The organism is Staphylococcus sp. GDY8P72P (assembly GCF_016890655.1).
GTDB lineage: Bacteria > Bacillota > Bacilli > Staphylococcales > Staphylococcaceae > Staphylococcus > Staphylococcus arlettae.
This window is the reverse complement of record NZ_JAFEQJ010000005.1, coordinates 34,824-59,274: the sequence shown is the minus strand read 5'-3', so window position 1 is coordinate 59,274 and position 24,451 is coordinate 34,824. Positions and strand designations below refer to the sequence as shown.

Annotated in this window: 16 protein-coding genes and 1 pseudogene; 15 read left to right on the top strand and 2 right to left on the bottom strand. The window is 32.8% G+C overall.

Annotation, left to right across the window (positions count from 1 at the left end):
- Nucleotides 1-32: 32 nt before the first annotated feature.
- On the top strand, nt 33-1,832 hold the full coding sequence (locus tag JVU85_RS00670; RefSeq protein ID WP_204171437.1) for a cation:proton antiporter: 1,800 nt from the start codon (nt 33-35) through the stop codon (nt 1,830-1,832).
- A gap of 365 nt (nt 1,833-2,197) precedes the next feature.
- Here the strand turns inward: JVU85_RS00670 and JVU85_RS00665 are convergent, their stop codons facing one another.
- A complete protein-coding gene (locus tag JVU85_RS00665; protein WP_204171436.1) occupies nt 2,198-4,162 on the bottom strand; it encodes a fructose-1,6-bisphosphatase in 1,965 nt (654 codons plus the stop codon).
- A 479-nt stretch (nt 4,163-4,641) separates the two neighbouring features.
- Here JVU85_RS00665 and putP point away from each other — a divergent pair.
- Nucleotides 4,642-6,182: pseudogene (putP, locus tag JVU85_RS00660) on the top strand (sodium/proline symporter PutP).
- Nucleotides 6,183-6,369: 187 nt separating this feature from the next.
- Here the strand turns inward: putP and uptA are convergent.
- Nucleotides 6,370-6,990: an undecaprenyl phosphate transporter UptA gene (gene uptA / locus JVU85_RS00655; RefSeq protein ID WP_204171435.1), complete on the bottom strand. Its 621-nt coding sequence runs from the start codon at nt 6,988-6,990 to the stop codon at nt 6,370-6,372.
- Between the two features lie 269 nt (nt 6,991-7,259).
- Between uptA and JVU85_RS00650 the strand changes: the two genes are divergently transcribed.
- The 13 genes from JVU85_RS00650 (at nt 7,260) to uidA (ending at nt 24,247) form a co-directional block, all read left to right on the top strand.
- Nucleotides 7,260-8,519, top strand: a complete 1,260-nt coding sequence (locus JVU85_RS00650) for a pyruvate MFS transporter (RefSeq protein WP_142019389.1) — start codon at nt 7,260-7,262, stop codon at nt 8,517-8,519.
- A 78-nt stretch (nt 8,520-8,597) separates the two neighbouring features.
- Nucleotides 8,598-8,885 (top strand): putative quinol monooxygenase, encoded by a 288-nt coding sequence (locus JVU85_RS00645; protein WP_002510555.1) that lies wholly within the window; start codon nt 8,598-8,600, stop codon nt 8,883-8,885.
- A 290-nt stretch (nt 8,886-9,175) separates the two neighbouring features.
- On the top strand, nt 9,176-9,874 hold the full coding sequence (budA, locus tag JVU85_RS00640) for an acetolactate decarboxylase (RefSeq protein ID WP_002510556.1): 699 nt from the start codon (nt 9,176-9,178) through the stop codon (nt 9,872-9,874).
- Between the two features lie 289 nt (nt 9,875-10,163).
- The gene (locus JVU85_RS00635) at nt 10,164-12,083 is read left to right on the top strand and encodes an FUSC family protein (protein WP_107377079.1); all 1,920 of its coding nucleotides are present in this window, start codon (nt 10,164-10,166) and stop codon (nt 12,081-12,083) included.
- A 124-nt stretch (nt 12,084-12,207) separates the two neighbouring features.
- Nucleotides 12,208-12,624, top strand: a complete 417-nt coding sequence (locus JVU85_RS00630) for a DUF2188 domain-containing protein (protein ID WP_002510558.1) — start codon at nt 12,208-12,210, stop codon at nt 12,622-12,624.
- A gap of 196 nt (nt 12,625-12,820) precedes the next feature.
- A complete protein-coding gene (locus JVU85_RS00625; protein WP_204171434.1) occupies nt 12,821-13,519 on the top strand; it encodes a GTP pyrophosphokinase in 699 nt (232 codons plus the stop codon).
- Between the two features lie 238 nt (nt 13,520-13,757).
- On the top strand, nt 13,758-14,438 hold the full coding sequence (locus tag JVU85_RS00620) for a GntR family transcriptional regulator (protein WP_002509995.1): 681 nt from the start codon (nt 13,758-13,760) through the stop codon (nt 14,436-14,438).
- 33 nt (nt 14,439-14,471) lie between these two features.
- Nucleotides 14,472-16,019: a gluconokinase gene (gene gntK, locus JVU85_RS00615; RefSeq protein ID WP_204171433.1), complete on the top strand. Its 1,548-nt coding sequence runs from the start codon at nt 14,472-14,474 to the stop codon at nt 16,017-16,019.
- Nucleotides 16,020-16,157: 138 nt separating this feature from the next.
- Entirely contained in the window at nt 16,158-17,516 is a 1,359-nt protein-coding gene (locus JVU85_RS00610) for a gluconate:H+ symporter (RefSeq protein ID WP_204171432.1), read from the top strand.
- Nucleotides 17,517-17,802: 286 nt separating this feature from the next.
- The gene (locus JVU85_RS00605) at nt 17,803-18,876 is read left to right on the top strand and encodes a YkvI family membrane protein (RefSeq protein ID WP_204171431.1); all 1,074 of its coding nucleotides are present in this window, start codon (nt 17,803-17,805) and stop codon (nt 18,874-18,876) included.
- Between the two features lie 518 nt (nt 18,877-19,394).
- Nucleotides 19,395-20,594: an AraC family transcriptional regulator gene (locus JVU85_RS00600; protein WP_142019394.1), complete on the top strand. Its 1,200-nt coding sequence runs from the start codon at nt 19,395-19,397 to the stop codon at nt 20,592-20,594.
- A 435-nt stretch (nt 20,595-21,029) separates the two neighbouring features.
- The gene (locus tag JVU85_RS00595; protein ID WP_103388734.1) at nt 21,030-22,433 is read left to right on the top strand and encodes an MFS transporter; all 1,404 of its coding nucleotides are present in this window, start codon (nt 21,030-21,032) and stop codon (nt 22,431-22,433) included.
- Between the two features lie 23 nt (nt 22,434-22,456).
- Nucleotides 22,457-24,247 carry a beta-glucuronidase gene (gene uidA, locus JVU85_RS00590; protein WP_142019396.1) on the top strand — a complete coding sequence of 597 codons (1,791 nt, stop codon included), beginning with the start codon at nt 22,457-22,459 and terminating at the stop codon, nt 24,245-24,247.
- Nucleotides 24,248-24,451 lie beyond the last annotated feature (204 nt).

Below are 24,451 nucleotides of genomic sequence, written 5' to 3'. Positions count from 1 at the left end.
CTTGTCCGTAAAAAAATGAGGAGGCACATAATATGTCATTATTGCATTTGCCGTTAATGCTAGTGATTGTAATATTTCTGGCATTAGGTATTTTTAGTCAGTGGCTTGCAAGTAGAATTAAATGGCCATCAATAGTTGTTATGGCAATTGTTGGCTTGTTAGTAGGACCGATATTTGGGTTGATAAATCCTCAAGAAAGTTTGGGGCAAGATGTCTTTAGCTCACTTGTATCACTTGCTGTTGCTATTATCTTATTTGAAGGTAGTAGTAATTTAGACTTTCGTGAAATTAAATATATATCAAAAGCTGTCATACGTATTATTACAATAGGTGCGATTCTGGCTTGGATATTAGGAACACTGGCATTACATTATATATTAGGTTTTTCATTAGTAATTTCCTTAGTGCTAGGTGGTCTGTTTTTAATTACTGGACCTACTGTGATTCAGCCGTTATTGAAACAAGCGAAAGTGCATAAAAATGTCGATTCTATTTTACGTTGGGAAAGTATAATATTAGACCCAATTGGACCGATGATAGCATTAGGAGCATTTTATGTTTTTGACCTTGTACAACAAGGGTTTAATATAACTATTTTATTTAAATTCTTATTGAGCTTTTTAATCGCAATTATTATTGGATTTGCTGCTTCTTATCTATTTATGTGGTTAATTAAAAAAGATTTGATTCCACAAAATTTGATGCCGTCGATTCAATTAATATTTATCTTATTAATATTTGCTATTTGTGATGAGATATTACCTGAGTCAGGGTTGCTTGCTGTTACTATTTTTGGATTGATGATGGCACGAATGAAACGTCATGATTTGATTTTTCAGGAATCTGATCACTTTATTGAAAGTACATCATCCATTATGGTATCGACCGTATTTATATTAATTACATCTTCGTTAACACTTGAGGTGTTAACACAATTAATTTCCTGGAAGCTATTTATATTTTGTGTGGTAATGATTTTAATTGTACGTCCAATTTCTATATTATTTGCAACTATTAATACAGAAATTTCGAAGCGGGAACGCGCGATGGTATCAATGATGGCTCCAAGAGGGATTGTGGTACTCACAGTGGCACAATTTTTCGCAGGGCTATTTATTGAACAAAAAGCACCATTAGCTGAATTAATTACACCTGTAACTTTTGGTTTAGTATTTGTTACTGTAGTTATATATGGTTTCAGTTTCTTACCAATTAGTAAATTAATGAGAGTCTCTAGTGTAGAACCTCCAGGCGTTATTATAGTAGGTGAAAGTGAGTTTGCGTATCATTTAGGAGCTAAATTACGAGAACATCAAATACCAGTTATGACTTTTAATTTATTTTCAAATAATAAATCACGTGCGCAAGAATTAGGTTTCGAAATATTTGAAGGAAACCTCCTATCTAGTAATGATCGTATTTACTCTGATTTATCGCGATACCATACTTGTTTATTAATGACACAATCCTTTGTATTTAACAGCTTAGCATTTAATGAACTCGTGCCCGAATTTGGATTGAAAAACGTAGATATGATGCCTGTATCATTTAATAGTGAACAAGCAAGGCGTAATGTAGAAGGCCCCATTAAAAATCATATCTTATTTGATGATCAAATGACTTCACGATGGTTTAATAACTACATTACTAAATATAATATTTTAGAAATACCTGCAAATCAAAAAGCAACTTTAACCCCAAATGACATGGTGTTATATCATATTAGTGACTCACGTGTTGTTACATTTAAACGTCATCATTCAAAACCATTAGAAACTAATGACGGTGTTATTGGTTATTTAAAAGATGCGTATAACAACCAAAATTTATAAAGAAAAAGCCTAGAACATGTGTTATGTTTCAGGATTAGACTGTCGACAAAGTCTCTGACTTTGTTGGCAGTTTTTTATGCACGCTTTCCGCGGGCACTGCCTTAGCCAGTAGTCTGCGGCTAGTGCTATTCCCGCAGGAGTCGGCAAAAACCACTGCCAATATTATAAATATTATAGCAACATCTTATAATATATGATTAAACAATAGTGGTTATTATGCAGGCAAACATTGCCAAAAAATTTTGATGATGCAAAAATAAACCCTTCACATTAATTTGCGAAGGGTTTGTTTATGTTGCAGGCTTATTTAATATAAGTGAAATGATGCTTGTAGCATAAGTTGAATATAGTAATTTTGAAGTTATTTAGTCTAAAAATCGATCATGCATAAGTTCTTTTAAAATGATGATTTTCTCTTGTAATTCTTGACCGGAATTGGTATCTCTAATTTTTTTACGTTCCAATTCTTTATCGACCACTCGGCGTGTTGATAGTTCATCCTCACCATTTAATAAAACGTTATCTTTCGAATTGAAATGTTGATGGGCGACTAATTGCATACCGAATGAATTGTACAATAAGGTATAACCTGCGATGCCGGTTGTCGATTGATAAGCTTTAGAGAAGCCCCCATCAATAACAATCATCTTACCATCAGCTTTGATTGGATTTTCACCATCTATTTCTTTAACAGGTGTATGCCCATTAATAATATGTCCAGTTTCAGGGTTTAAACCAAAATCTTTCAACATTTTTTTACATATATCAATATCTTCACGTAAGTAATAATATGGATTTTTAGTTTCCTTATGTGCAGCCTTATCAGCAATGAAATAACGTTCAAATGTTGTCATTGCACGTTTTCCAAATAATGAAGAATATTTACCAGTCCATAAATACCAAACTAAATCAGTAGCTAAATCATCATGGCGGTCTTTATGGTCAAAAGCTTCACGCACATAGTTTTCAAAATGATCGAGTAAATCGCGGCCGTAATGTTTTACACCATCAATAGTCATAGCTTCCATTTCTCCATCTTGATCAACAGGAATACAACCATGAATTAGTAAATTGCCATTATAAGGTAAATACAACGTACCTTTTTGCATTAAGAAAGTCATATGACGTTTTAGTTTTTCTGATTGTTGAACTGACAATAATAATTTATCCATTACATCTGCTTCTTCATCTGTTAAGCGATTTGGGTCTTCTGGGTCTACCGTTTGGAAGCAAGTATTTGTTAATGGATATGTTTTACCGTACAGAGTTGCTGTATTTTTATCAAAATCAATGCTCTCTAGTACAAGACGTTCTTCCATTTCAAAGTCAGGACGGCGTTTAATAATCGGTGCTTCCAATTTGAATTGGATTATCGCAATAGCTTGGTGCAATTTGGTTAGTTGTGCGAGTTCTAATTGTGAAGCTTGTTCCCCGTCAGCGACTTTGTTTTTAGGATAAAAGGCTTTATTATCCCCGCTATAGTATTTTTCAGCTAAAGTTAGTAAAGGTCGTAAATTGATGCCGTACGCATCTTCGATAATGTTCAAGTTATCGTAACGCGCACAAATACGTAGTAAATTTGCTAAACAAACTTTAGATCCTGCGTAAGCACCCATCCATAGCACATCATGATTACCCCATTGTACGTCTACAGAAGGGTAGTTAATCAATGTTTCCATAATTTTATCTGGTTCTGGTCCACGATCATAAATATCTCCAACAACATGTAAGTGATCAACGACTAAATGTTGCACTGTGAATGATAATCCAATAATTAAATCATCTGATTGTTCTAACTCAATAATTTGGTTAATTAACGTATCGTAATATGATTTTTTGTTGTTGTATTTATTACTTTTATATAGTAACTCTTCAATAATAAACACGTAATTTTTAGGTAATGATTTTCTTAACTTGGTGCGTGTATATTTGGAAGATGCGTATGTAATGAGCTTGATTAAACGGCTGATGGCTGTGATATACCATTCATTTAATTCACTTTTGGAATTAAAACTATTTTTGATAAGTTTTAATTTTTCTTCAGGATAATATACTAACGCAGCAAAATCATTAATCTCTTTGCGTGTTAATGTATCTTGAAAGATATCATTAATTTTAGATCGAACATTGCCTGAGCCATTTCTTAACACATGTTGGAACGCATGGAATTCGCCATGCAAGTCACTGACAAAATGTTCTGTTCCTTTAGGTAACTCTAAAATAGATTCTAAGTTAATAATTTCCGTAGCTAATGCAGCTTTTGTCTGAAATCGCTCAGACAATAAATCTAAATACCTACTTCTTACACTTTGTTCTGACGCTTTTCTCATATGAATTTGTCACTCCAGTTGTATTATTGTAATTATTTTAACATGTTTGTAAAACGCTTACACTATGTCTACATTATTTTATTTTCTACTCTACCATTATATGATGAATAATTAATATTTTCTAAAAAATGAACTGCTTTTAATATTTAGTATGAGTTAGTGGATAAATGTGATTCAAATGAGTAGTTAAAGCTTAATCATCTGATGTTACTCAAATATAAAAAATCGTGTATTTACATATAACTTTTTATAAAAAAGTAAATTTCATATTTACAAAAAAGTTATTAAACACCATTAGTGTATAAATACACATTTTATTATTGTGGGTTATAAATGCTGTTATATCAATGTTTATAGCGTTGTCGGAAGCGTTGGTAATAAAAATTTACACAAGAATTTGCAAAAAGCACTTTAAAATTATCGATATTTTTGTATAATAAATGCATGTAACAAAATTATGAATTAAGGGAGTTATTATCATGCTAACATTGGGAAGTACTTTGTCGAGTCAGGTTAATCCTGATTGGCAGACCTATATTATGCTTGCCTTGTATTTTATTATTCTTCTGATAATAGGATATTATGGTTATAAAAAAGCAACTGGCAATATTAGTGAGTATATGCTTGGGGGAAGAAGTATTGGACCATATGTGACTGCTTTATCTGCAGGAGCATCAGATATGAGTGGTTGGATGATTATGGGACTACCTGGAGAAGTTTATACTACTGGGCTTTCAGCAGCATGGCTTGCAATTGGCCTAACGCTCGGAGCATACATAAATTATATTGTAGTAGCGCCTAGATTACGTGTATATACTGAAAAAGCTGGCGATGCGATTACATTACCTGACTTTTTCAAAAATCGTTTAAATGATAAAGCAAATGTAATTAAAATTATTTCTGGTACTATCATAGTTATATTCTTTACGTTATACGCACATGCAGGTATGGTTTCTGGCGGAAAGTTATTTGATAGTGCATTTGGTTTAAATTATCATTATGGTTTGATTTTAGTTGCAGTAATTGTTATTGCTTATACATTCTTTGGTGGTTATTTGGCTGTATCATTAACAGACTTTTTCCAAGGGGTAATTATGTTAATCGCTATGGTTATGGTACCAATCGTAACAATGATGCAACTAAATGGTTTAGACACATTGTCTCAAGCAGCTGAACTTAAGCCTACCAATTTAGATTTATTTAAAGGTACTACAGTGATTGGTATTATTTCGTTTTTTGCATGGGGACTAGGATATTTTGGTCAACCACATATCATTGTACGCTTTATGTCGATTAAATCTGTAAAACAAATTGTTACAGCTAGACGCTTTGGGATTGGCTGGATGACTATTAGTTTGTTAGGTGCTGTAGGGGTTGGTTTAGTAGGGATTACATTTATTAATCAACAAAATGTTGAACTACAAGATCCGGAAACATTATTTATTCTAATGAGCCAAGTTTTATTCCATCCATTAGTAGGAGGATTCCTATTAGCAGCTATTTTGGCGGCAATCATGAGTACGATTTCTTCTCAATTACTTGTTACATCTAGCTCTTTAACCGAAGATTTCTACAAGTTAATCCGTGGTGAAGAAGCAGCAAAAGAACATGAAAAAGAATTTGTGTTTGTAGGTAGAATGTCTGTTATCTTAGTATCAATTGTGTCTATAGTAATTGCATGGTCACCAAATGATACAATTTTAAATCTGGTTGGTAATGCATGGGCTGGTTTCGGTGCAGCATTTGGACCACTAGTTTTACTATCATTATATTGGAAAGGTTTGAGTCGTTCTGGTGCAGTGTCAGGTATGTTATCAGGAGCTGTCGTTGTAGTATTATGGATTGTTTTTGTTAAGCCACTTGGTGCAACAAATGATTTCTTTAATCTATACGAAATTATACCTGGTTTCTTAGCAAGTTTGATTGTTACAATTGTGGTGAGTATGTTCACGAAAAAACTGATTTAGATGTTGCAACAGAATTAAAAGAAGTAAGTGATGAAGTAAAAAAAGCTAAATAAAAGATACGTGAACTTATGCTGATTCATAAGGTGTCTTGTATTTTATAACAGTGCATTTAAGGGGTTAAATCACTGTTAAACAATGGGAGAAATATAAAAATAGATCGTGTCTAGGATAGCAAAAGGGGCTTTATCCTAGAAGAAAGATAAAAAAGCGTGTTAGCCAGTAAAGGCTAACACGCTTTTTTTAATTTTTTGTGTTTTCGGTATTACGCTTTTTGTAAAAGGTAAAGATAATGGAGATTACTGTAATAATAATGATAATGTACATAACATATGAATAAGTATGTAATCCATTCATTAATTCATCCCAACTGCCACTTAACATTTTGCCTAAGTAAATTAAAACAAGGTTCCAAATCGTTGTACCTATAAGGGATAATGTAATAAATTTAACTACATTCATCTTATTAATGCCAGCTGGAATAGTAATTAAGACGCGTAAGACTGGTATAAATCTACAAATAAATACTGCCCAAGCACCGTATTTGGTAAACCATTGATTTGCTTTTTCCACATCTTTACCTTTCAATTTTAACCACTTTCCGTAGTTATCTACAAAGCGATATAACCATGCTTCAGATACTAATCTACTTATAAAGTATAAAATGAGTAGACCAACAAATGAGGCAAGTGTAGAAATAATAAATAACAATGACAGAGAAAGCTCTGATTTAACTGTCATTAAACCTGCAAAAGTTAAAATAATTTCAGAAGGGATAAATGGTAAAACATTTTCTAGCAATATTAAAATAGTAATGGCTAAATATCCCCATGAGCTAATAAAATCTGTCAATAGATGTTCCATAATAGTGTTTTAAGACTCCTTTGTAATTGTAAACATTATAGCTTTAAAAAAGTACATCCATATTATAAGGTATTTTACTATAATGACCTAATAATATCTCAATATTTTGCAACAAGCGATATAATAGCAAGAATTATTATTCATCCAAAAATGTTTAGGAAATTTCAAAAAAAACGTTGTAAACGCTTACAATTTGTGCTAATATCGATTCATGATAATAAACAATAGGTCATATGATGAGTGTGGCTTTGGTAGAAAGTTGGGACATTATGAAGGAAAAAAGGAGTAATATTAGATGGTACTTTGCGCTAGCATTTTTCGTAATAGGTGTTATCGCATACATAGATAGATCAAACATTTCAATTATAGCAGGTCCTATGATGAAAGACTTAGGAATGAATAAAACACAATTTGGATTACTCGCGTCGCTGTTTTCTTTAGGATATGCATTGATGCAAGTTCCTTCTGGTTTTTTAGCTGAAAAGTTTGGCCCGAGAAAAATGCTTACAATAGCATTAGTATGGTGGAGTGCTTTTACCATTTTGACAGGTGTTGTTAAGAATCACGGTATGCTTTATGCAGTTCGTTTCTTATTTGGTGTTGGTGAAGCACCGATGTATCCGTCAAATGCAGTATTTAATTCTTTCTGGTTTGGTAAAGGGGAAAAGGGTCGTGCTTCTAGTATGCTATTAGCAGGTTCATATTTTGGACCAGTTATAGCGCCGGTTATAACAATCGCGATAGTAACCGCGTTTGGTTGGGAAGCAGTCTTCTATATCTTTGGTTTTATAGGCTTTGTAATTGCAATTCTTTGGGCAGTGATAGCTAAAGATTTACCTGAACAACACAAAATGGTTAATGAAGCTGAAAAACGTTTTATTATGGAAAACCGTGATGTAGTATCGACTGAAAAGAGTGTTGCACCGTGGAATATCTTTTTAAAAAGAGGCGGATTCTATGCGATAGCAGCACAATACTTTGTAGTTCAGTTTGTTATTGGGCTTTTCTTGATTTGGTTGCCTACATATTTAACGGAGCAACATGGTGTGAAATTAGAAGATTTAGGATTTGTTGCAGGTGCACCATGGTTTGTTATGTTCATACTAATTATTCTAGGTGGCATCATTTCAGATAAAATTTTACAACTAGGCACTTCGAAATTTATGGCGCGTGGTGTAATAGCTATTTTTGGCTTTGTAGTATTTTGTATTTCTTTAATCTTCGCATTAAAAACTGATGATTTATATGTGAATGTCTTTTGGTTATCGTTATGTTTAGGTGGTATAGGTATGTCTATGGGTATGAGTTGGGCAGCAGCTACAGATTTAGGACGTAACTTCGCAGGTACTGTTTCAGGTTGGATGAATTTATGGGGCAATATTGGTGCATTACTGAGCCCATTACTTGCAGGTTTCTTGGCGGACCGAATTGGTTGGACTATGACATTACAACTCATTATTATCCCAGTTGTGTTTGCAATTATTATGTGGTTCTTTGTTAAACCAGATAAGCCATTAACTAAAAGTTAAGTTCAATGAGTTGAAAATAGTATAAAATGCGAATATACTTAATAAGTATTATTCTATTACCTTTGGAGGCTGCATTTTATGATAATTATCAATGCAATAATGAAAGTACAATCAGAGTACAGAGAACAATATTTAACATTAGTTCAGCCGTTGATTCAAGCAGCGAACGCAGAAGAAGGCTCATTATATTATGAACATTTTGAAAAGACAGATGAGCCAAATACGTTTGTAATGATTGAACATTATAAAGACCAAGCAGCAGTAGAAGCGCATAATGCTTCAGAGCACTTTAAAACATTCTTTGGACAAGTGAGTGAGCTATTAAGCGCAAAACCTGATATTGTGGTGGCTCAGCCAATTCAATAACAAAAAGATTTGTCCAGTAATTAAATACGATTAATTTAAGTAGCGAAACTATAATAACGTGATAATCGTTATTATAGTTTCGTGCTTTTTATTGATGGAATGAAATAAGAAACATTCATAACACGCAATAGAGTAGCAGTAGAGACACACCATAATATTCACTTCGTTACTCAGAAACATGGAAGTTGTGAGATTGTAAATATGTTGTGTATAATATAATGAAAAGTTGTTTTAAATCAACCGATGTTAAACATAATAGTTAAGTTTATTTACCCAAGGAGGTAATGATAATGTTATATCAACATGGAACATTAGGAACATTAATGGCAGGCATGTTGGAAGGCACTGCTACAATTAATTCTATTTTAGAGCATGGAGATTTGGGTATTGGTACCTTGTCTGGTTCAGACGGTGAAGTTATTATTTTAGATGGCACTGCTTATCATGCGAATGAATATAATGAATTTCGTACTTTAACTGGTACAGAACTGACACCATTTGCTACAGTTACACCATTCAAACCTGATATACAATTCACAACACATATTATTACAGATGATGAGACGTTATTAGATGAAGTGCTAGCCAAGGTGGGCAGTAAAAACATCTTTAATGCTGTTAAAATTACCGGTACTTTTGAAATTATGCATGTGCGCATGATGCCTCAACAACAACCTCCATACACTCGTTTAATTGAATCAGCTAAAGTACAACCTGAATTTACCAAGGAACAAATTACTGGCACTATAGTTGGCTTTTATTCCCCTCAATTGTTCCACGGTATTGCAGCAAGTGGTTTTCATTTACATTTTATTAATGATGATAAAACATTTGGTGGACATGTACTAAACTTTGAATTAAATAAGGGAACAATTGAAGTAAGTAAAATTGAAACATTAGAGCAACATTTCCCAGTAAATAATGAGGCTTTTTTGACAACAGATATTGATTACGCAAATATTGACGAAGATATTAGAGAAACAGAGTAACCCACTGTGAGGAGCGTACAATCATAAATGTACTTAATGTTTTTTAGACGCTTAGATAAACTAGGTGTCTTTTTTTGTTGAATCTATATCTAAAAAAATAAAGTTAAAAGTGATAGAATTAATAACGTGACTGAATTAAAATAATTGCTAATTCCTGTGAATTTGAAACATGATAAGACATAATACTTCTGTATAATAGCAATTAATTAAATGAATGTGTAACTCTCAAAGCGCAATATACTTAAACGTAATTTATGTAAAAACAAAATAATATAGGAGATGAAAGACATTGTTGAATTACTTACAATCGCTGATGCGCTTTAATACCATGAAAATTGATATTGGCAAAGGCTTACGCCAAGCTATATTAATGTTTATTCCATTAATGATTGGTTATCTAGTAGATTATTTTTCCATTGGTTTACTGATAGCTACAGGTACCTTAGCGCATATTTATGTATTTGGTGGCTCAGTTCGATCTAAGTTACGAATTGTCCTATTAACAACCTGTGGACTTTCTATAGCTATGGTTCTAGGTTCGTTAACGGTCAATCAACCATTGATTTTTGGAGGATTATTATTAGCTGTTACTGTTATTCCATATTACATTTTCAGTGCGCTCAATATTCCAGGGCCATCTTCTACTTTCTTTATCGTTGCATTTAGCTTGCCGATTAATTTACCTTATGCGCCGGAAGAAGCCTTAACAAGAGGGGTAGCCATGTTTATCGGGGGCTTGTTAGCTACGGTTGTTGTAGTTATTACTATTATACTAACTAAAGAATCTGCTGAATCGACTGCAATAAAAAGCGACTATAAAATGATAAAGACATTAATTCATAGTTTTAATGATCGTGATGCATTTGGAACAGTTTCACCGAAAGCAGTTGTATCATTTCGCTATACCGACAATCAGCTCATAGCAGCGAGTGGTAAAAAGTCAAAAGAATCGTCAAAATTTCAGCGTATCTTATTGTTGCACACGTTAGCACAAGGTATTTACTCTGAATTACTAGAACTTAATGGTAAAGATAGCCGTCCTTTACCTAATGAAATTAAAGAAATGGCAGATTATATTATTGATATGGTGTTATCTGATGGTAAAACGGATGCTAAGTGGTCCAAAGAAATTGCAGTAGCTTCAGAATACCAAAACCTTGTTGACCACATATTTAAAGTTGACGAAATCATAAATGCTAATGCTGACCGTGTAGAGCATGAAGTAGATATACGCGTTTCTATCTATGGGCAACGTATAATTGAAAATTTAACTTTAGATTCTTATGTTTTCCGAAATACATTACGCTATACAATTATTATGGCGATAGCCGTATTTGTAGCATTAATGTTTGATTTTGATAAAGCTTACTGGATTCCATTAAGTGCACACACAGTTCTGATCGGTGCCACAACAGTACATAGTTTTGAACGTGCAGGCTCAAGAAGTATTGGTACAATTATTGGTGTGTTAATACTATCATTAATTCTATTAAGTACACCGCCTATCCCTGTCGCTATCATCTTATTGACATTAGCTGCTGGGGTAACTGAAATTTTCGTAGGCGCTAACTATTCTTTCGCAGTTATTTTTATAACAATTCAAGTTATCTTATTAAATGGACTAGCATCCAACCATTTGACCATTTTAATTGCTTTACCACGTATTATCGATGTCATTGTAGGTGTGGTAATAGCAGTCATTGGTTTGTTAATCTTAGGTCGCAAAACAGCGTCATCTATGTTACCTGAAACCATTGCTGATGTTGTCAGAGATGAAGCAAAAGTGTTTCACTATTTATTTTCCGAAAATGGCTATCATTCTGTGAAGCAAGATAAAAAGGAAATGGTATTACTCAGTGTGAAATTAAATAATATGATTCAAGTGTATAATAGTGCAAATGGAGAAGTTGCTACTAATAAAAAACGCGTACGTTATCATTATCCAAGTATATATGCTTTAGAAGAGATTAGTTTTATGCTAAAAAGAGCATTAAATAATGCCCAAAGAGAACATATAGATGATCTGAAAATGGGGAAATACCTAGTGATTTTTGAAAATATTGCAAAGCATTTTGAAACAGGTAAGCATATTGAAAAGCAACATTTACCAGAATTACCGCAGTATGTTTATATACAAACAGCATTAAACAATATTCAAAATAATTGTGCAGAATCACGGGAATCCATTTCCTCAATCGAAACTAAATAAACTAAAAAGTGGAACAGAACTATGTAAATGTCATGGTTCTGTTTTTTACTGCTGATATTTTGCACAATGTTTAGTATTAACATTCAGTGGTAAATCAAAAGTAATGAATGGTGGTGGAGATTCAATGCCATGGACGGTGAATGATTATCCACAAAGTTGGAAAAATTTTGAGACATTGAAACGACAAAAAGCGATTGATATTGGTAATGCAATGTTAAAGAATGGTTTTGATGAAGAAAAGGCTATCCCCATAGCCACTAAACAAGCTGAACAATGGTATGACAATGCAACGCAACAAGACTTAGAAAAGTTAAAACATCACAATATTACTATTCATCAACAAGATGAATCAGCAAATCCAGATTTAAATAAGCGCGATGTCCACGTATATTACGAAGATCAAAGCTGGAAAATTAAAACGGATTGTGCCACAAAAGCATCAAATAGTTTTGCTAAAAAAGAAGATGCATTAAAGCGTGCACGAAATATAGCTGCTAATCGTAATACTGAAGTTATTGAACATACAAAAACAACTAATTAACCTCAGCGTTCTGAAAGGATAGTAAACTTTCGAACGCTTTCATAATGCCAACGCACAGTATAAAATTTACATCGACTCCCTTATAAAAAGTTCAAGTAACTTTAAATTTCCAATAATATAAGTTCGATATATTTCTGTATTGCAATAAAATTCGTTATAATAAAATTCAAGAAGAAATTAACTGGAGGATCTAAAGATGTATGTAGAACGTAAGCCTTCCAATTATTTAGAAGATTTGAGAAATGAATTTAAAGATAGTTTTAGTACATTTGAAAATTCTGATGAAGCATTTTCGGTCTTAATTGAGTTCATGAATATTGAAAATATATATAGCGCTGCTGAAAAAAAAATAAGTACAAAGTTAGATATACTCGATGATAATTTTCAGCAAATGCATAAACATAATCCAATACATCATTTAGAAAAGCGTGTTAAAGAACTGGGAAGTATTATCTCAAAATTACAACGGAAAGGTTTACCAATTTCTGTAGAGTCTGCTAACGAGCACTTACAAGATATCGCTGGTGTCCGTGTTATCTGTAACTATATTGAAGATATTTATGCTATTGAAAAATTACTATTAAAGCAACCTGACATAGAATTATTAAAGCGAAAAGATTATATTGAATATCCTAAAAGTAATGGGTATCGTAGTTTACACATTGTAGTATCTATACCGGTCTACCTTACCGAAGAAGTTCAATATGTAGCCGTTGAAATTCAAATTCGTTCTATTGGAATGGACATGTGGGCAAGTTTAGAACATAAAATACGTTATAAAAATGAAGAAAACACTGAACATTACCGTAGTATTTTACGTCAATGCGCCACAGATATCACATCAGTAGAGCACAAGATGCAAGATATCCATTCTGAAGTATTTAATAATAAATAATAGCTTAACCTAAAAAGAGCTTGGAACATTAATTTCGTTCCAAGCTCTTTTTTTAATTGTAAAATCTTTCAAGTTGTAAAAATTTAATACCTCCCTAAAGTAGTGTTATCACGCAGTTGAATCCACTTTTAATACTAGTCTATAAAATGAAAATTGCTGGAAGCGTTTGCAATTTAGTAAAAAATATACTAATATACTTGTATACAAGTATATCGGTGTGAAGCGGAGGTGCTATAAAATGGAATTTGAATATCCTGAACAATGGTTAGAAGGTCTATCTAAAGGTGAAATGATTGCTGCTGAACTTAGATTAGGTATTGTTAAAGGGTCGATTAGTCCGGATACACTATTAACGGAAAATCAAATAGCTAAAGCATATAATGTGAGCCGATCACCTGTTAGAGATGCTTTTAAGTTGTTAAACCAAGACCAGCTGATACATTTAGAACGTATGGGAGCAGAGGTTTTACCGTTTGGAGAAAAAGAAAAAAAAGAGCTATATGATTTTCGAATTATGTTAGAATCTTTTGCTTTTTCACGCATAAAAGACCAAGAACATAGTCAAGTAGTAAAAGAGTTAAAAAAACAACTTGAAATGATGAAAGTAGCGGTAAAGTTTGAAGATGCGGAATCTTTTACAGAACATGATATTAAATTTCATGAAGTGACAATTTTAGCGTCAAAACACCAATACTTAAAAACATATTGGAATCATTTGAGGCCAGTTATGGAATCTCTCATATTATTATCCATGCGAGAAAGAATGAACGAAAACATTAAAGATTTTGAACGTATTCACCATAATCATGAAGTATTTATCGAAGCTGTAGAGCATAAAGATACTAATAAATTACGTCATGCATTTCATTTAAATTTTGATGACGTCGGTGAAAATATAGAAAGTTTTTGGTTACGTTAATGAATTACCAGAATTGCTTAGGAGATGAACGAAATGAAATATATGATAGGTGTCGATGTTGGAACAACAAGTACCAAATCAGTATTATATGACGAACATGGTCAATTTATTATGAAACACAATATTGGTTATCAGTTGCATACACCTAATGTCGATGTTTCAGAAGAAAATCCTGATGAACTATTTGATGCAGTGTTAATGACTGTTAAATACATTGTTAGAGAATCAGGAATAGCAAAAGATGATATCAAATTAATCTCTTTTAGTGCCCAAATGCATAGCTTGATTGCTATGGATGCACAACATAAACGACTTACTGAAAATTTAACATGGGCAGATAATAGAGCGAGTAAGTATGCGGATCTTATCAACCGGGAACACAATGGTTTCGATATTTATCAACGTACAGGTACACCGATTCATCCTATGTCCCCTTTATCAAAAATATTTTGGATGCAACATGAGCAACAAAATACATTTAAACAAACAGCGAAGTTTGTAGATATTAAAACGTATATTTTTTACCAATTATATGAACAATACGTCATTGACCAATCTATGGCGTCAGCTACTGGGATGTTGAATTTAGACTCCTTACAATGGGATGAAGATGTATTAGCTTTATTAGGCATTACAACAACACAATTACCTGAGGTCGTTCCTACAACGCATATTATGAGAGGAATGAAGCATAGATATGCGACGTTAATGGGCATTAACCCGGATACGCCAGTAATCGTAGGTGCTAGCGACGGAGTATTATCTAACTTAGGTGTCAATGCATATAAAAAAGGTGAAGTTGCCGTAACTATAGGTACATCAGGTGCTATTCGTACTGTTATTGATAAACCTAGAACAGATTATAAAGGTAGAATATTTTGTTACGTCTTAACTGAAGACCATTATGTGATAGGTGGTCCTGTAAATAATGGCGGTGTAGTATTGCGATGGTTACGTGATGAGCTACTGGCTAGTGAAGTTGAAACTGCTAAACGTTTAGGAGTTGACCCATACGACGTACTTACACGTATCGCTAATAGAGTGAAACCAGGATCAGAGGGGTTAATTTTCCATCCTTATTTAGCTGGTGAACGTGCGCCATTGTGGAATGCAGATGCACGAGGTTCATTCTTTGGTTTAACTTTGTCACATCAAAAGGAACATATGATTCGCGCTGCATTAGAAGGTGTACTTTATAATTTATACACTGTATATCTTGCATTAATTGAAGTTATGAATGAAACACCAAATACGATAAAAGCTACGGGTGGTTTTGCTAAAAGTAGTGTTTGGCGCCAAATGATGGCGGACATCTTTGATACTAAACTCAGTGTTCCTGAAAGTTATGAAAGCTCGTGCTTAGGTGCATGTGTGTTAGGTATGAAAGCATTAGGAGAAATTGAAGATTTTTCAATTATTGAAACAATGGTAGGCACAACAAATGAACATTTACCAGAACCAGAACAGGTTGAAGTCTACCAACAGCTAGTTTCTATCTTTATCAATTTAAGTCGCTCATTAGCACCGCATTATGAAGAAATTGCTAACTTCCAACGCAAATATATGGAACATGCGGAATAAATAATATTGTTTACGCACGATGCTCTTTGCTATGTGAACACAAAGAGGTGCGTAAACACTTTTAATAGAGTTTGTTTGGGAGTTTAAGTAAGCGTTATCATAAGACAGTTAAATCTATCCTTGAAAGGGGAAATAAAAATGTTTGAAACAATTTGGCCTTTGGCTACAGTGGTAATCGGAATCGCTATCCTGTTAGCACTTATAATCTTGTTAAAATTAAATACTTTTATTGCATTAATCATTACATCAATTATTACAGCAATATTGTTAGGTATGCCATTAGATAAAATAATCGAAACAATAGAAAATGGTATGGGAAGTACATTAGGCCATATTGCACTTATCTTTGGTTTAGGTGCGATATTAGGTAAGCTACTTGCTGATGGTGGCGGTGCAACGCGTATTGCTGACACATTAATTAATAAATTTGGTCAAAAGCATGTACAATGGGCTATGATCATTGCAGCATTTATTGTCGGCATTGCACTATTTTTCGAAGTAGGACTTGTCTTGTTAATTCCATTGGTATTTACAATTGCCAAACGTGCGCAAGTTTCACAATTAAAACTTGGTTTACCAATGGTTACTGCTTTATCAGTAACACATGGTTTTTTACCGCCTCATCCAGGACCGGTAGTTATTGCTAAAGAATTAAATGCAAATTTGGGACATGTATTACTTTACGGAATTATTATTGCGATACCAGTGACATTAATTGCTGGCCCATTTTTTAATAAAATCGCTCAAAAAATCACACCTAGAGCTTACACAAGAGAAGGAGATATCTCAGCTTTAGGGGCACAAAAAGATTTTACAGATGATGAAATGCCAAGTTTTGGTGTAAGTTTAATTACAGCTATTTTACCAGTAATTTTGATGTTAATATCTACAATTGTACAATTGATTACAGGTAATGAAAAAGCAACAAACGGTTTTGAATCTGTTGTTTACTTTATAGGAACAGCAGGAACAGCAATGCTAATTTCAGTGGTCTTTGCAATCTTTTCTATGGGCGTTAAACAAGGGCGAAAAAATTCAGAAATCATGGATTCTGTGTCGAATGCAATCTATCCCATCGGTATGATGATTTTAATTATTGGTGGTGGCGGTACATTCAAACAGGTACTCATTGACGGAGGAGTCGGTGATACAATTGCTACGTTATTTGAAGGTACTGAAATGTCTCCGATACTATTAGCGTGGATTGTTGCATCAGTTTTAAGAATTGCTTTAGGTTCAGCAACTGTTGCTGCTATTTCAACTACAGGTATAGTTTTACCGTTATTACAACATTCTGACGTCAATGTAGCACTTGTAGTATTAGCTATCGGTGCAGGTAGTGTAATTTTATCCCATGTCAATGATGCAGGATTTTGGATGTTTAAAGAATACTTCGGCTTAACAGTAAAAGAAACGTTTTTAACATGGTCATTATTAGAAACGATTATTTCGGTTTCAGGTATTATCTTTATCTTATTCTTAAGTTTATTTGTATAAATATCTTATTTGTTTAATAATATTCTTATTTATAAATAGCTTTTATCTTTTATATTGCGGTAGCAAATAATATAATAGTAAAATAGATACATACCATATATTACGTATGGTATGTATCTATTAGTCTAATTTATAGTGTGTTTATTCAATGAATTAGACACACACAACGCTAACAATTTAACTGTTAGCGTTTTTTATTTATTTAAATGATGGATTTATTTGTATAGGAATAATTGATAAATTTAACAACTACGTTATAGTAAGTTATAAGGGGAGGTTTATACATATGAAAAGAATTATCTTAATTGCGAGTGCTTTTATGGGTGTTATTGTTGGAGCAGGATTTGCTTCAGGACAAGAAGTACTACAATATTTTACCAGTTTTGGGATTATGGGAACGTTCGGTGCGATTATCACAACAGCTCTCTTTGCTTATATTGGGATGATGTTAGTATGGTTAGGTAGTAAGTCGCAAACAGACTCTCATAAACAAGTTATTCATAATATTACTGGAAATTCAATTATTGGAAAATTGCTAGGATGGGCCATTGATGTTGTCATCATATTTACTTTATTTGGTGTAGGCGTGGTAATGATAGCAGGGGCTGGATCCAATTTAAATCAGCAATTTAATGTACCATCAATTGTAGGCACATTATTAATGACAGTATTGATCATTTTAGCTGGCATGCTTCGTGTGGATGGAGTTGTGAGAGTTATAGGTAATATCACACCATTTTTGATTATTTTTATTGTGATTATTTCTATATACAGTTTTATAACTACAGATACACCATTTGCAGAGTTACATAAGGTATCAGACGCAATTCCTTCATCGTTGCCGCATTGGCTAGTAGCAGGCATCAATTATGCTTCATTTAATACAGCTGTCGGTGCCTCCATGGCAATTGTAATGGGAGGATCAGAAAAAAATCCGAAGGTTGCGGCGATTGGCGGCTTAGTTGGGGGTATTGCACTAGGTATTATGATAGTGTTGAGTCATTTGGCTATATTTATGCAAATTAATCATGTAGGACAAATGGATATGCCGATGTTAGGTATAGTTAATAATATTTCACCTATTTTAGGTTTCATCATGGCAATTGTAATTTTTGCGATGATCTTTAATACGGGGCTTGGTATGTTCTATGCTTTTGCGACACGTTTTACCGTAGTGAATACGAAGCGATTTAAAGTATTTTATACGGTATCTGTAATTATAGGATTATTGTTAAGCTTTGTTGGTTTTACAGATTTAGTAGCAATTTTCTATCCATTAATTGGTTATTTAGGTTTGATTTTAATTTTTGTATTAATTTATGCTCCATTTAAATTGAAATTTGGTGAAAAGCAAACGTAAACTTAAAATAAGTGAGACTTGGACATAGATCCGATTGTCAAAATAAGAGGACGAATCCTTAATATGGATTCGCCCTCTTTACATTTAAAACATTCGATTTTGACTGTGCATGCTTGCCTGGGGTATGGTTCGAGCCTGTAGTCTCTCACGCATACTATTCCCCTCGGGCGTCAACACATTTCAAAATCGGTACAATTTATATTTTGTTATTCAAAAATAAGGTCCATTGAAAACAACCAAAAAGTTAAACAAGAAGTTGGTTTAGTCTCAATGGTATTGAATTCACAAAATTTCATAAAAATAAAGCAAACGTTAAATTCTCTATCTTTTCAGATAGAAATTAACGTTTATTTTTTAATCTTTACTATGTTATTACCCTATTAAGTTATATTTTTCGTGAGTGAGCTCACTCTATCCAATTAGCTATAATTTCCAAAATTATTAAATTCCTTTACATGTTTTCTCTAACAATCTTACTATGTGGTTGTATATAATGGATAAGTAGGGGTGGGGATATTATGAGTTATGACACTTTAACTATGTTGAAAGCACATGCGATTGAATTATTGGGTATTGAAGTACAATCTTATACGATTGATGACATAACAGGCTTAATTAATAACATTAAAACGCCTTTTACCAATACGCAACGCAAACAATTTACGGAAAAATTTCGCTATTTTATTCAACATATGAAAAGTAATAAAATTTATAATTATCATAATTATTTTGGGGTCAGCGTATTACTTTTTAAGTATGATAAGAAAAATACAATATATTTGGTTGGACCATACTTAGAGCAACGTCCAAATGAACAAAAATGTAAAGCTATGTTAGAAGAGTTAAATGTAAAGGTTACAAAATTAAATGTATTAAAAGAATATTTGCTACAAATTCCAGTATGTAATCACATTAAAGCGCAAAAAATGTGTCGGCTAGTCGTCCGTTTTATTAAAGAAAGACAATATGTGTATGAAATTGAAGATATCAATTTTAATTTTCATTTAAATATTAATAAACAAGCGACTTATGAAGTACAAACACAATATATCACTCAAAATTTGGAAGCACGATATAATCTGGAAAATACATTGTTGATAGCAGTGGAAAACGGCAATATGAAAGAGGCAATGCTAATTTTAGAAAAGATGAATATGAGTGTCGCCGGTTTAAAACGTGTGAGAGATAATATAAAAAATGCACAATATAAGGCATTTATTGTTAATGTACTTTGTCGTAAAGCTGTTGAAAAAGCAGGTGTTAATTTATTAACTATAGATTACATATCTACGAAATATGCGAAACTTATTGATCAAACGGAAGATGGGGAACTACTATATGAAGTAATCCGACGTATGGTAATAGAGTATACAGAAAGTGCCATTAAAGTAAAAGCTACGACTTACAGTCCTAAAATTAACAAAGTTATACAATATATTGAAATAAACTTATCACGGCAGTTAACTTTGAAGCAGCTTGCCTCATACGTTGACTTAGCTCCAGCATATTTATCTCGAATTTTTAATAAAGAAATGGGTTGCTCGTTAGCTCAATTTATAACGGAATTACGATTAAAAAAAGCTAAATCGTTACTTAATAGGACAGATATGACTGTAACACAAATCGCACAAGCTGTTGGTTATCAACAGACGAGTTATTTCACTCAAAAATTTAAAGAATATTACAAAGTTACTCCTTTAAAATATCGTAATCAGTAATCTAAAATTTGCATGAAACCTATGTTTTTATGAATGTTTAAAATAAGAGTAACTACTTATGTAAAATTTATAATGAAAATGTAAATATAATAATTTTTACATGCAAATATAAGAAGTTTAGCTCTAACTTAACTATTAAAAAAGCTACGTCACACATGTTATTGCTAAGTATAATAATACAAGTATCCAATGTCAGAGAAAGCCCGAAATTACAACTTTCACTCTATTTAAAACACAAAATTAAGAGTTCAGTAATATATAACAACGTTGTTATATATTGTTGACTGTTTTCTATATAAAAATATAATAAGCATTAGTAAGCGAATAAAAGAAGCAATGAATATATGCAAAGGAGGAAAAAAATTTAACTACATAAGAAAACGCTTACATTCAGGGTGGTAGCTATTATGCGTGTTTTTACAAAGGGGTGAAATTATGGTTGTAACGAAATTAAAGCCGGCAAATAAGAAATTAAAAACATTTAAAGCCATTCAAGAACCTAAACTGAAGATGAAAGAAAAAATATCATACGGTTTTGGTGATTTAGGTAACGGCATGATGTTTGATATGGGGCAGATTTACTTACTAAAATTTTTAACTGATGTCTTAGGAATTTCAAGTGTCTACGCTGGTTTAGTCTTCTTAGTATCAAAAATCTTTGATGCATTTGTAGACGTTGGTGTAGGAAGTTATATAGATAATCAAAAAAATTATAGTAAAAAGGGGAAATTCAGACCATTTATTATATATGGCTCACTGCCGTTAGCAATAATGACTGTTGTCACTTTTTTAACACCTAATTTTAGTGAAACAGGAAAAATCATTTGGGCATTTGCAGCTTATATGGCATTTAATGCTGCTTATTCAGTAGTTAATATTCCATATGGTTCATTATCAGCATCAATGACTTTAAATGCCGATGATCGAACGCAACTCTCAGTTTTTAGAAATATGGGCTCTCAAGGTGCTTTGTTTTTAGCAGGTGTGTCAGTTATACCAATAGTTAGTTTATTCCCGAATGAAGCGGTGGGTTATCCTATTGCAGTCGCAGTGTTAGCAATATTTGGAATGGTATTCCATGTGATTTGTTATAAAGGAGTAAAAGAGCGACATGTTGTAGAACGACCTGATGTTAAAGGTTTAGGTAAAAAAGCTTTTTTATCATTATTTAAAAATGTACCATTTATTGTTTTAGTAATTTATACGTTATTGACAATAACTGCTCAATTTTTAAAACTAAATGTTCAATTATTCTATTTTGACTATGTACTGGGTCAAGAAGGATTAGTGGGCGTTGTAAGTACATTAAATGTAATTGTCGTTATACCGGCTGTAATTCTCACAACGTATATAAGTAAGCGTGTCGGTAAAAAAATGACAGCTATAATAGGAACGGCTGGTTTTTCAATTTGTGAGTTATTGAATTTTACATTATTCGGTGGAGAAGTAATTCCATTTTTAATTGTAAATACATTAGGTTCCATGTTTTTAGTTATTCCAACAACTGTATCATGGGCATTTATTGCAGATGTTGTGGAATACGGACAATGGCAAAATGGATTGCGTTCTGAAGGTATTATTTATTCTAGTTATAGCTTTACTAGAAAGTTATCTCAAGCTTTAGCTGGTTTCTTACCTGGTTTAGCACTTGCTATGGTAGGTTTTAAATCAAATGTGGAACAAACAGCAAGTACAATAGTTGGCATGAAATTTGTTTTCTTCGGTTTTCCTTTAATCATAACGATTCTAGGATTATTCATATTTTTAATTTTCTATCCATTAACAGATAAGCGACATAATCAAATTGTAAAAGAATTAGCATTACGTGAAGAACTATAATCAATCGAAAGGGGCATATTATTATGCTATATCCAATTACAAATGAAACAAGAACGACGTTAGATTTAAATGGTGTTTGGAGTTTTAAACTAGAACATGATCATGACAATATTGATGTCTCTCAACCATTAAATACAGATAAAGTAATGGCTGTACCCGGTTCATACAATGATCAAGGTGTAACAACGGAAATACGTAATCACGTAGGAAATGTGTGGTATGAACGTCAATTTACTATTCCTAAAGTTTTAGAAGGTCAACGTTGTGTCTTACGTTTTGGCTCGGCAACACATAAAGCAACAGTGTATATTGATGGCAACATAGTTACTACACATACTGGAGGATTTTTACCATTCGAAGTGGAACTAGATACACAAGATGCTATTGGTGAACATCGATTAACTGTATGCGTAAATAATATATTAGACGAAACTACATTACCAGTAGGCAAGTATTATGAGCAAGAAGGTCCAAATAATACGACCATTAAAAAGAATGATCCTAACTTTGATTTCTTTAACTATGCAGGTTTACATAGACCTGTAAAAATTTATACAACACCTCAAACTTATATTCAAGACATTGCAATTGTGCCTGAAGTATTAGAAACACACGCAAAAGTCAATTATGATGTGTCGGTAAATAAACAAGCAGAGGTGCATGTGCAAGTATTAGACGAACAACAGCAGGTTGTAGGTGAAAGTACTGATGCTAAAGGAACAATTAACATTGATAATCCTACATTATGGCAACCATTAAATGCATACTTGTACCAGCTCGATGTTTCAATTATTAATAATGGAACAGTCGTAGATACTTATAGAGAACCTTTTGGAATTCGTTCAGTTAAAGTTGCTAATGGCCAATTTTTAATTAATGACAAACCCTTTTATTTTAAAGGCTTTGGTAAACATGAAGACACATATTATAGTGGACGTGGGTTAAATGAACCAGCGAATGTGTTAGATTTTAATTTGATTAAATGGATTGGTGGTAATTCATTCCGTACTTCGCATTATCCATATTCTGAAGAAATGATGCGTTTAGCTGATGAACAAGGCATTGTTGTTATTGATGAGACAACAGCAGTAGGTGTTCATCTGAACTTTGATATGGTATTAAATGGTGGCACGAATAGAGATACATTTAAAGAAATAGCTACTAAAGAAGCCCATGAAGCGGTGATTGAGGAATTAATTGCACGTGATAAAAACCATGCTTGTGTTGTAATGTGGTCAATTGCTAACGAACCAGCATCAAATGAAAAAGGTGCAAAAGAATATTTCGAACCACTTATTAACTTGGCACGTGAACAAGATCCGCAAAATCGTCCTGTAACTATAGTTACAATACTGACATCACAACCAGACGTCTGCCAAGTTCAAGATTTAGTAGATGTCTTATGTCTCAATAGATATTATGGTTGGTACACACAAACAGGTGACCTTGAAGCTGCCAAAATAGCTTTACAACAAGAACTGGACGCATGGGGAGAAGCTCAACCTAATAAGCCTATTATGTTCACAGAATATGGTGCAGATACTTTAGCGGGACTGCATACTGTTACAGATGAGTTGTTTACTGAAGAGTATCAAGTCCGTTATTATGAAGCTAATCACGAAGTAGTGGACCAATATCCAAACTTTATTGGTGAGCAAACATGGAATTTTGCTGATTTTGAAACTAGTGCTGGCTTAATCCGTGTACAAGGTAATAAGAAAGGTATCTTCACTCGTGAACGTCGTCCGAAATCGGTAGCATATTATTTCAAAAAACGTTGGGAAAATATTCCAGATTTTGGTTATAAAAATTAATACTTTCCGCGTGTAATGATAGTCATAAAATAGAGTTGTTGTATAAGTAACAAAATAAAGATGACGTAGTGTGAAAACTTTTTTGATGGTTCATACTGCGTCATTTTTACTATATAAAAATTGTCCATTAGGAATAATAAAAATGACTATTTTGTGAAGTTAATCACAAATTCTTTTAATTTAATACAGAACTGTGTAAGATAA

Bases quoted from the DNA above. Each gene is read 5' to 3' on its own strand.
- JVU85_RS00670 (WP_204171437.1), top strand. From the start codon at position 33: ATGTCATTATTGCATTTGCCGTTAATGCTAGTGATTGTAATATTTCTG.
- JVU85_RS00665 (WP_204171436.1), bottom strand. From the start codon at position 4,162: ATGAGAAAAGCGTCAGAACAAAGTGTAAGAAGTAGGTATTTAGATTTA.
- uptA (WP_204171435.1), bottom strand. From the start codon at position 6,990: ATGGAACATCTATTGACAGATTTTATTAGCTCATGGGGATATTTAGCC.
- JVU85_RS00650 (WP_142019389.1), top strand. From the start codon at position 7,260: ATGAAGGAAAAAAGGAGTAATATTAGATGGTACTTTGCGCTAGCATTT.
- JVU85_RS00645 (WP_002510555.1), top strand. From the start codon at position 8,598: ATGATAATTATCAATGCAATAATGAAAGTACAATCAGAGTACAGAGAA.
- budA (WP_002510556.1), top strand. From the start codon at position 9,176: ATGTTATATCAACATGGAACATTAGGAACATTAATGGCAGGCATGTTG.
- JVU85_RS00630 (WP_002510558.1), top strand. From the start codon at position 12,208: ATGCCATGGACGGTGAATGATTATCCACAAAGTTGGAAAAATTTTGAG.
- JVU85_RS00625 (WP_204171434.1), top strand. From the start codon at position 12,821: ATGTATGTAGAACGTAAGCCTTCCAATTATTTAGAAGATTTGAGAAAT.
- JVU85_RS00620 (WP_002509995.1), top strand. From the start codon at position 13,758: ATGGAATTTGAATATCCTGAACAATGGTTAGAAGGTCTATCTAAAGGT.
- gntK (WP_204171433.1), top strand. From the start codon at position 14,472: ATGAAATATATGATAGGTGTCGATGTTGGAACAACAAGTACCAAATCA.
- JVU85_RS00610 (WP_204171432.1), top strand. From the start codon at position 16,158: ATGTTTGAAACAATTTGGCCTTTGGCTACAGTGGTAATCGGAATCGCT.
- JVU85_RS00605 (WP_204171431.1), top strand. From the start codon at position 17,803: ATGAAAAGAATTATCTTAATTGCGAGTGCTTTTATGGGTGTTATTGTT.
- JVU85_RS00600 (WP_142019394.1), top strand. From the start codon at position 19,395: ATGAGTTATGACACTTTAACTATGTTGAAAGCACATGCGATTGAATTA.
- JVU85_RS00595 (WP_103388734.1), top strand. From the start codon at position 21,030: ATGGTTGTAACGAAATTAAAGCCGGCAAATAAGAAATTAAAAACATTT.
- uidA (WP_142019396.1), top strand. From the start codon at position 22,457: ATGCTATATCCAATTACAAATGAAACAAGAACGACGTTAGATTTAAAT.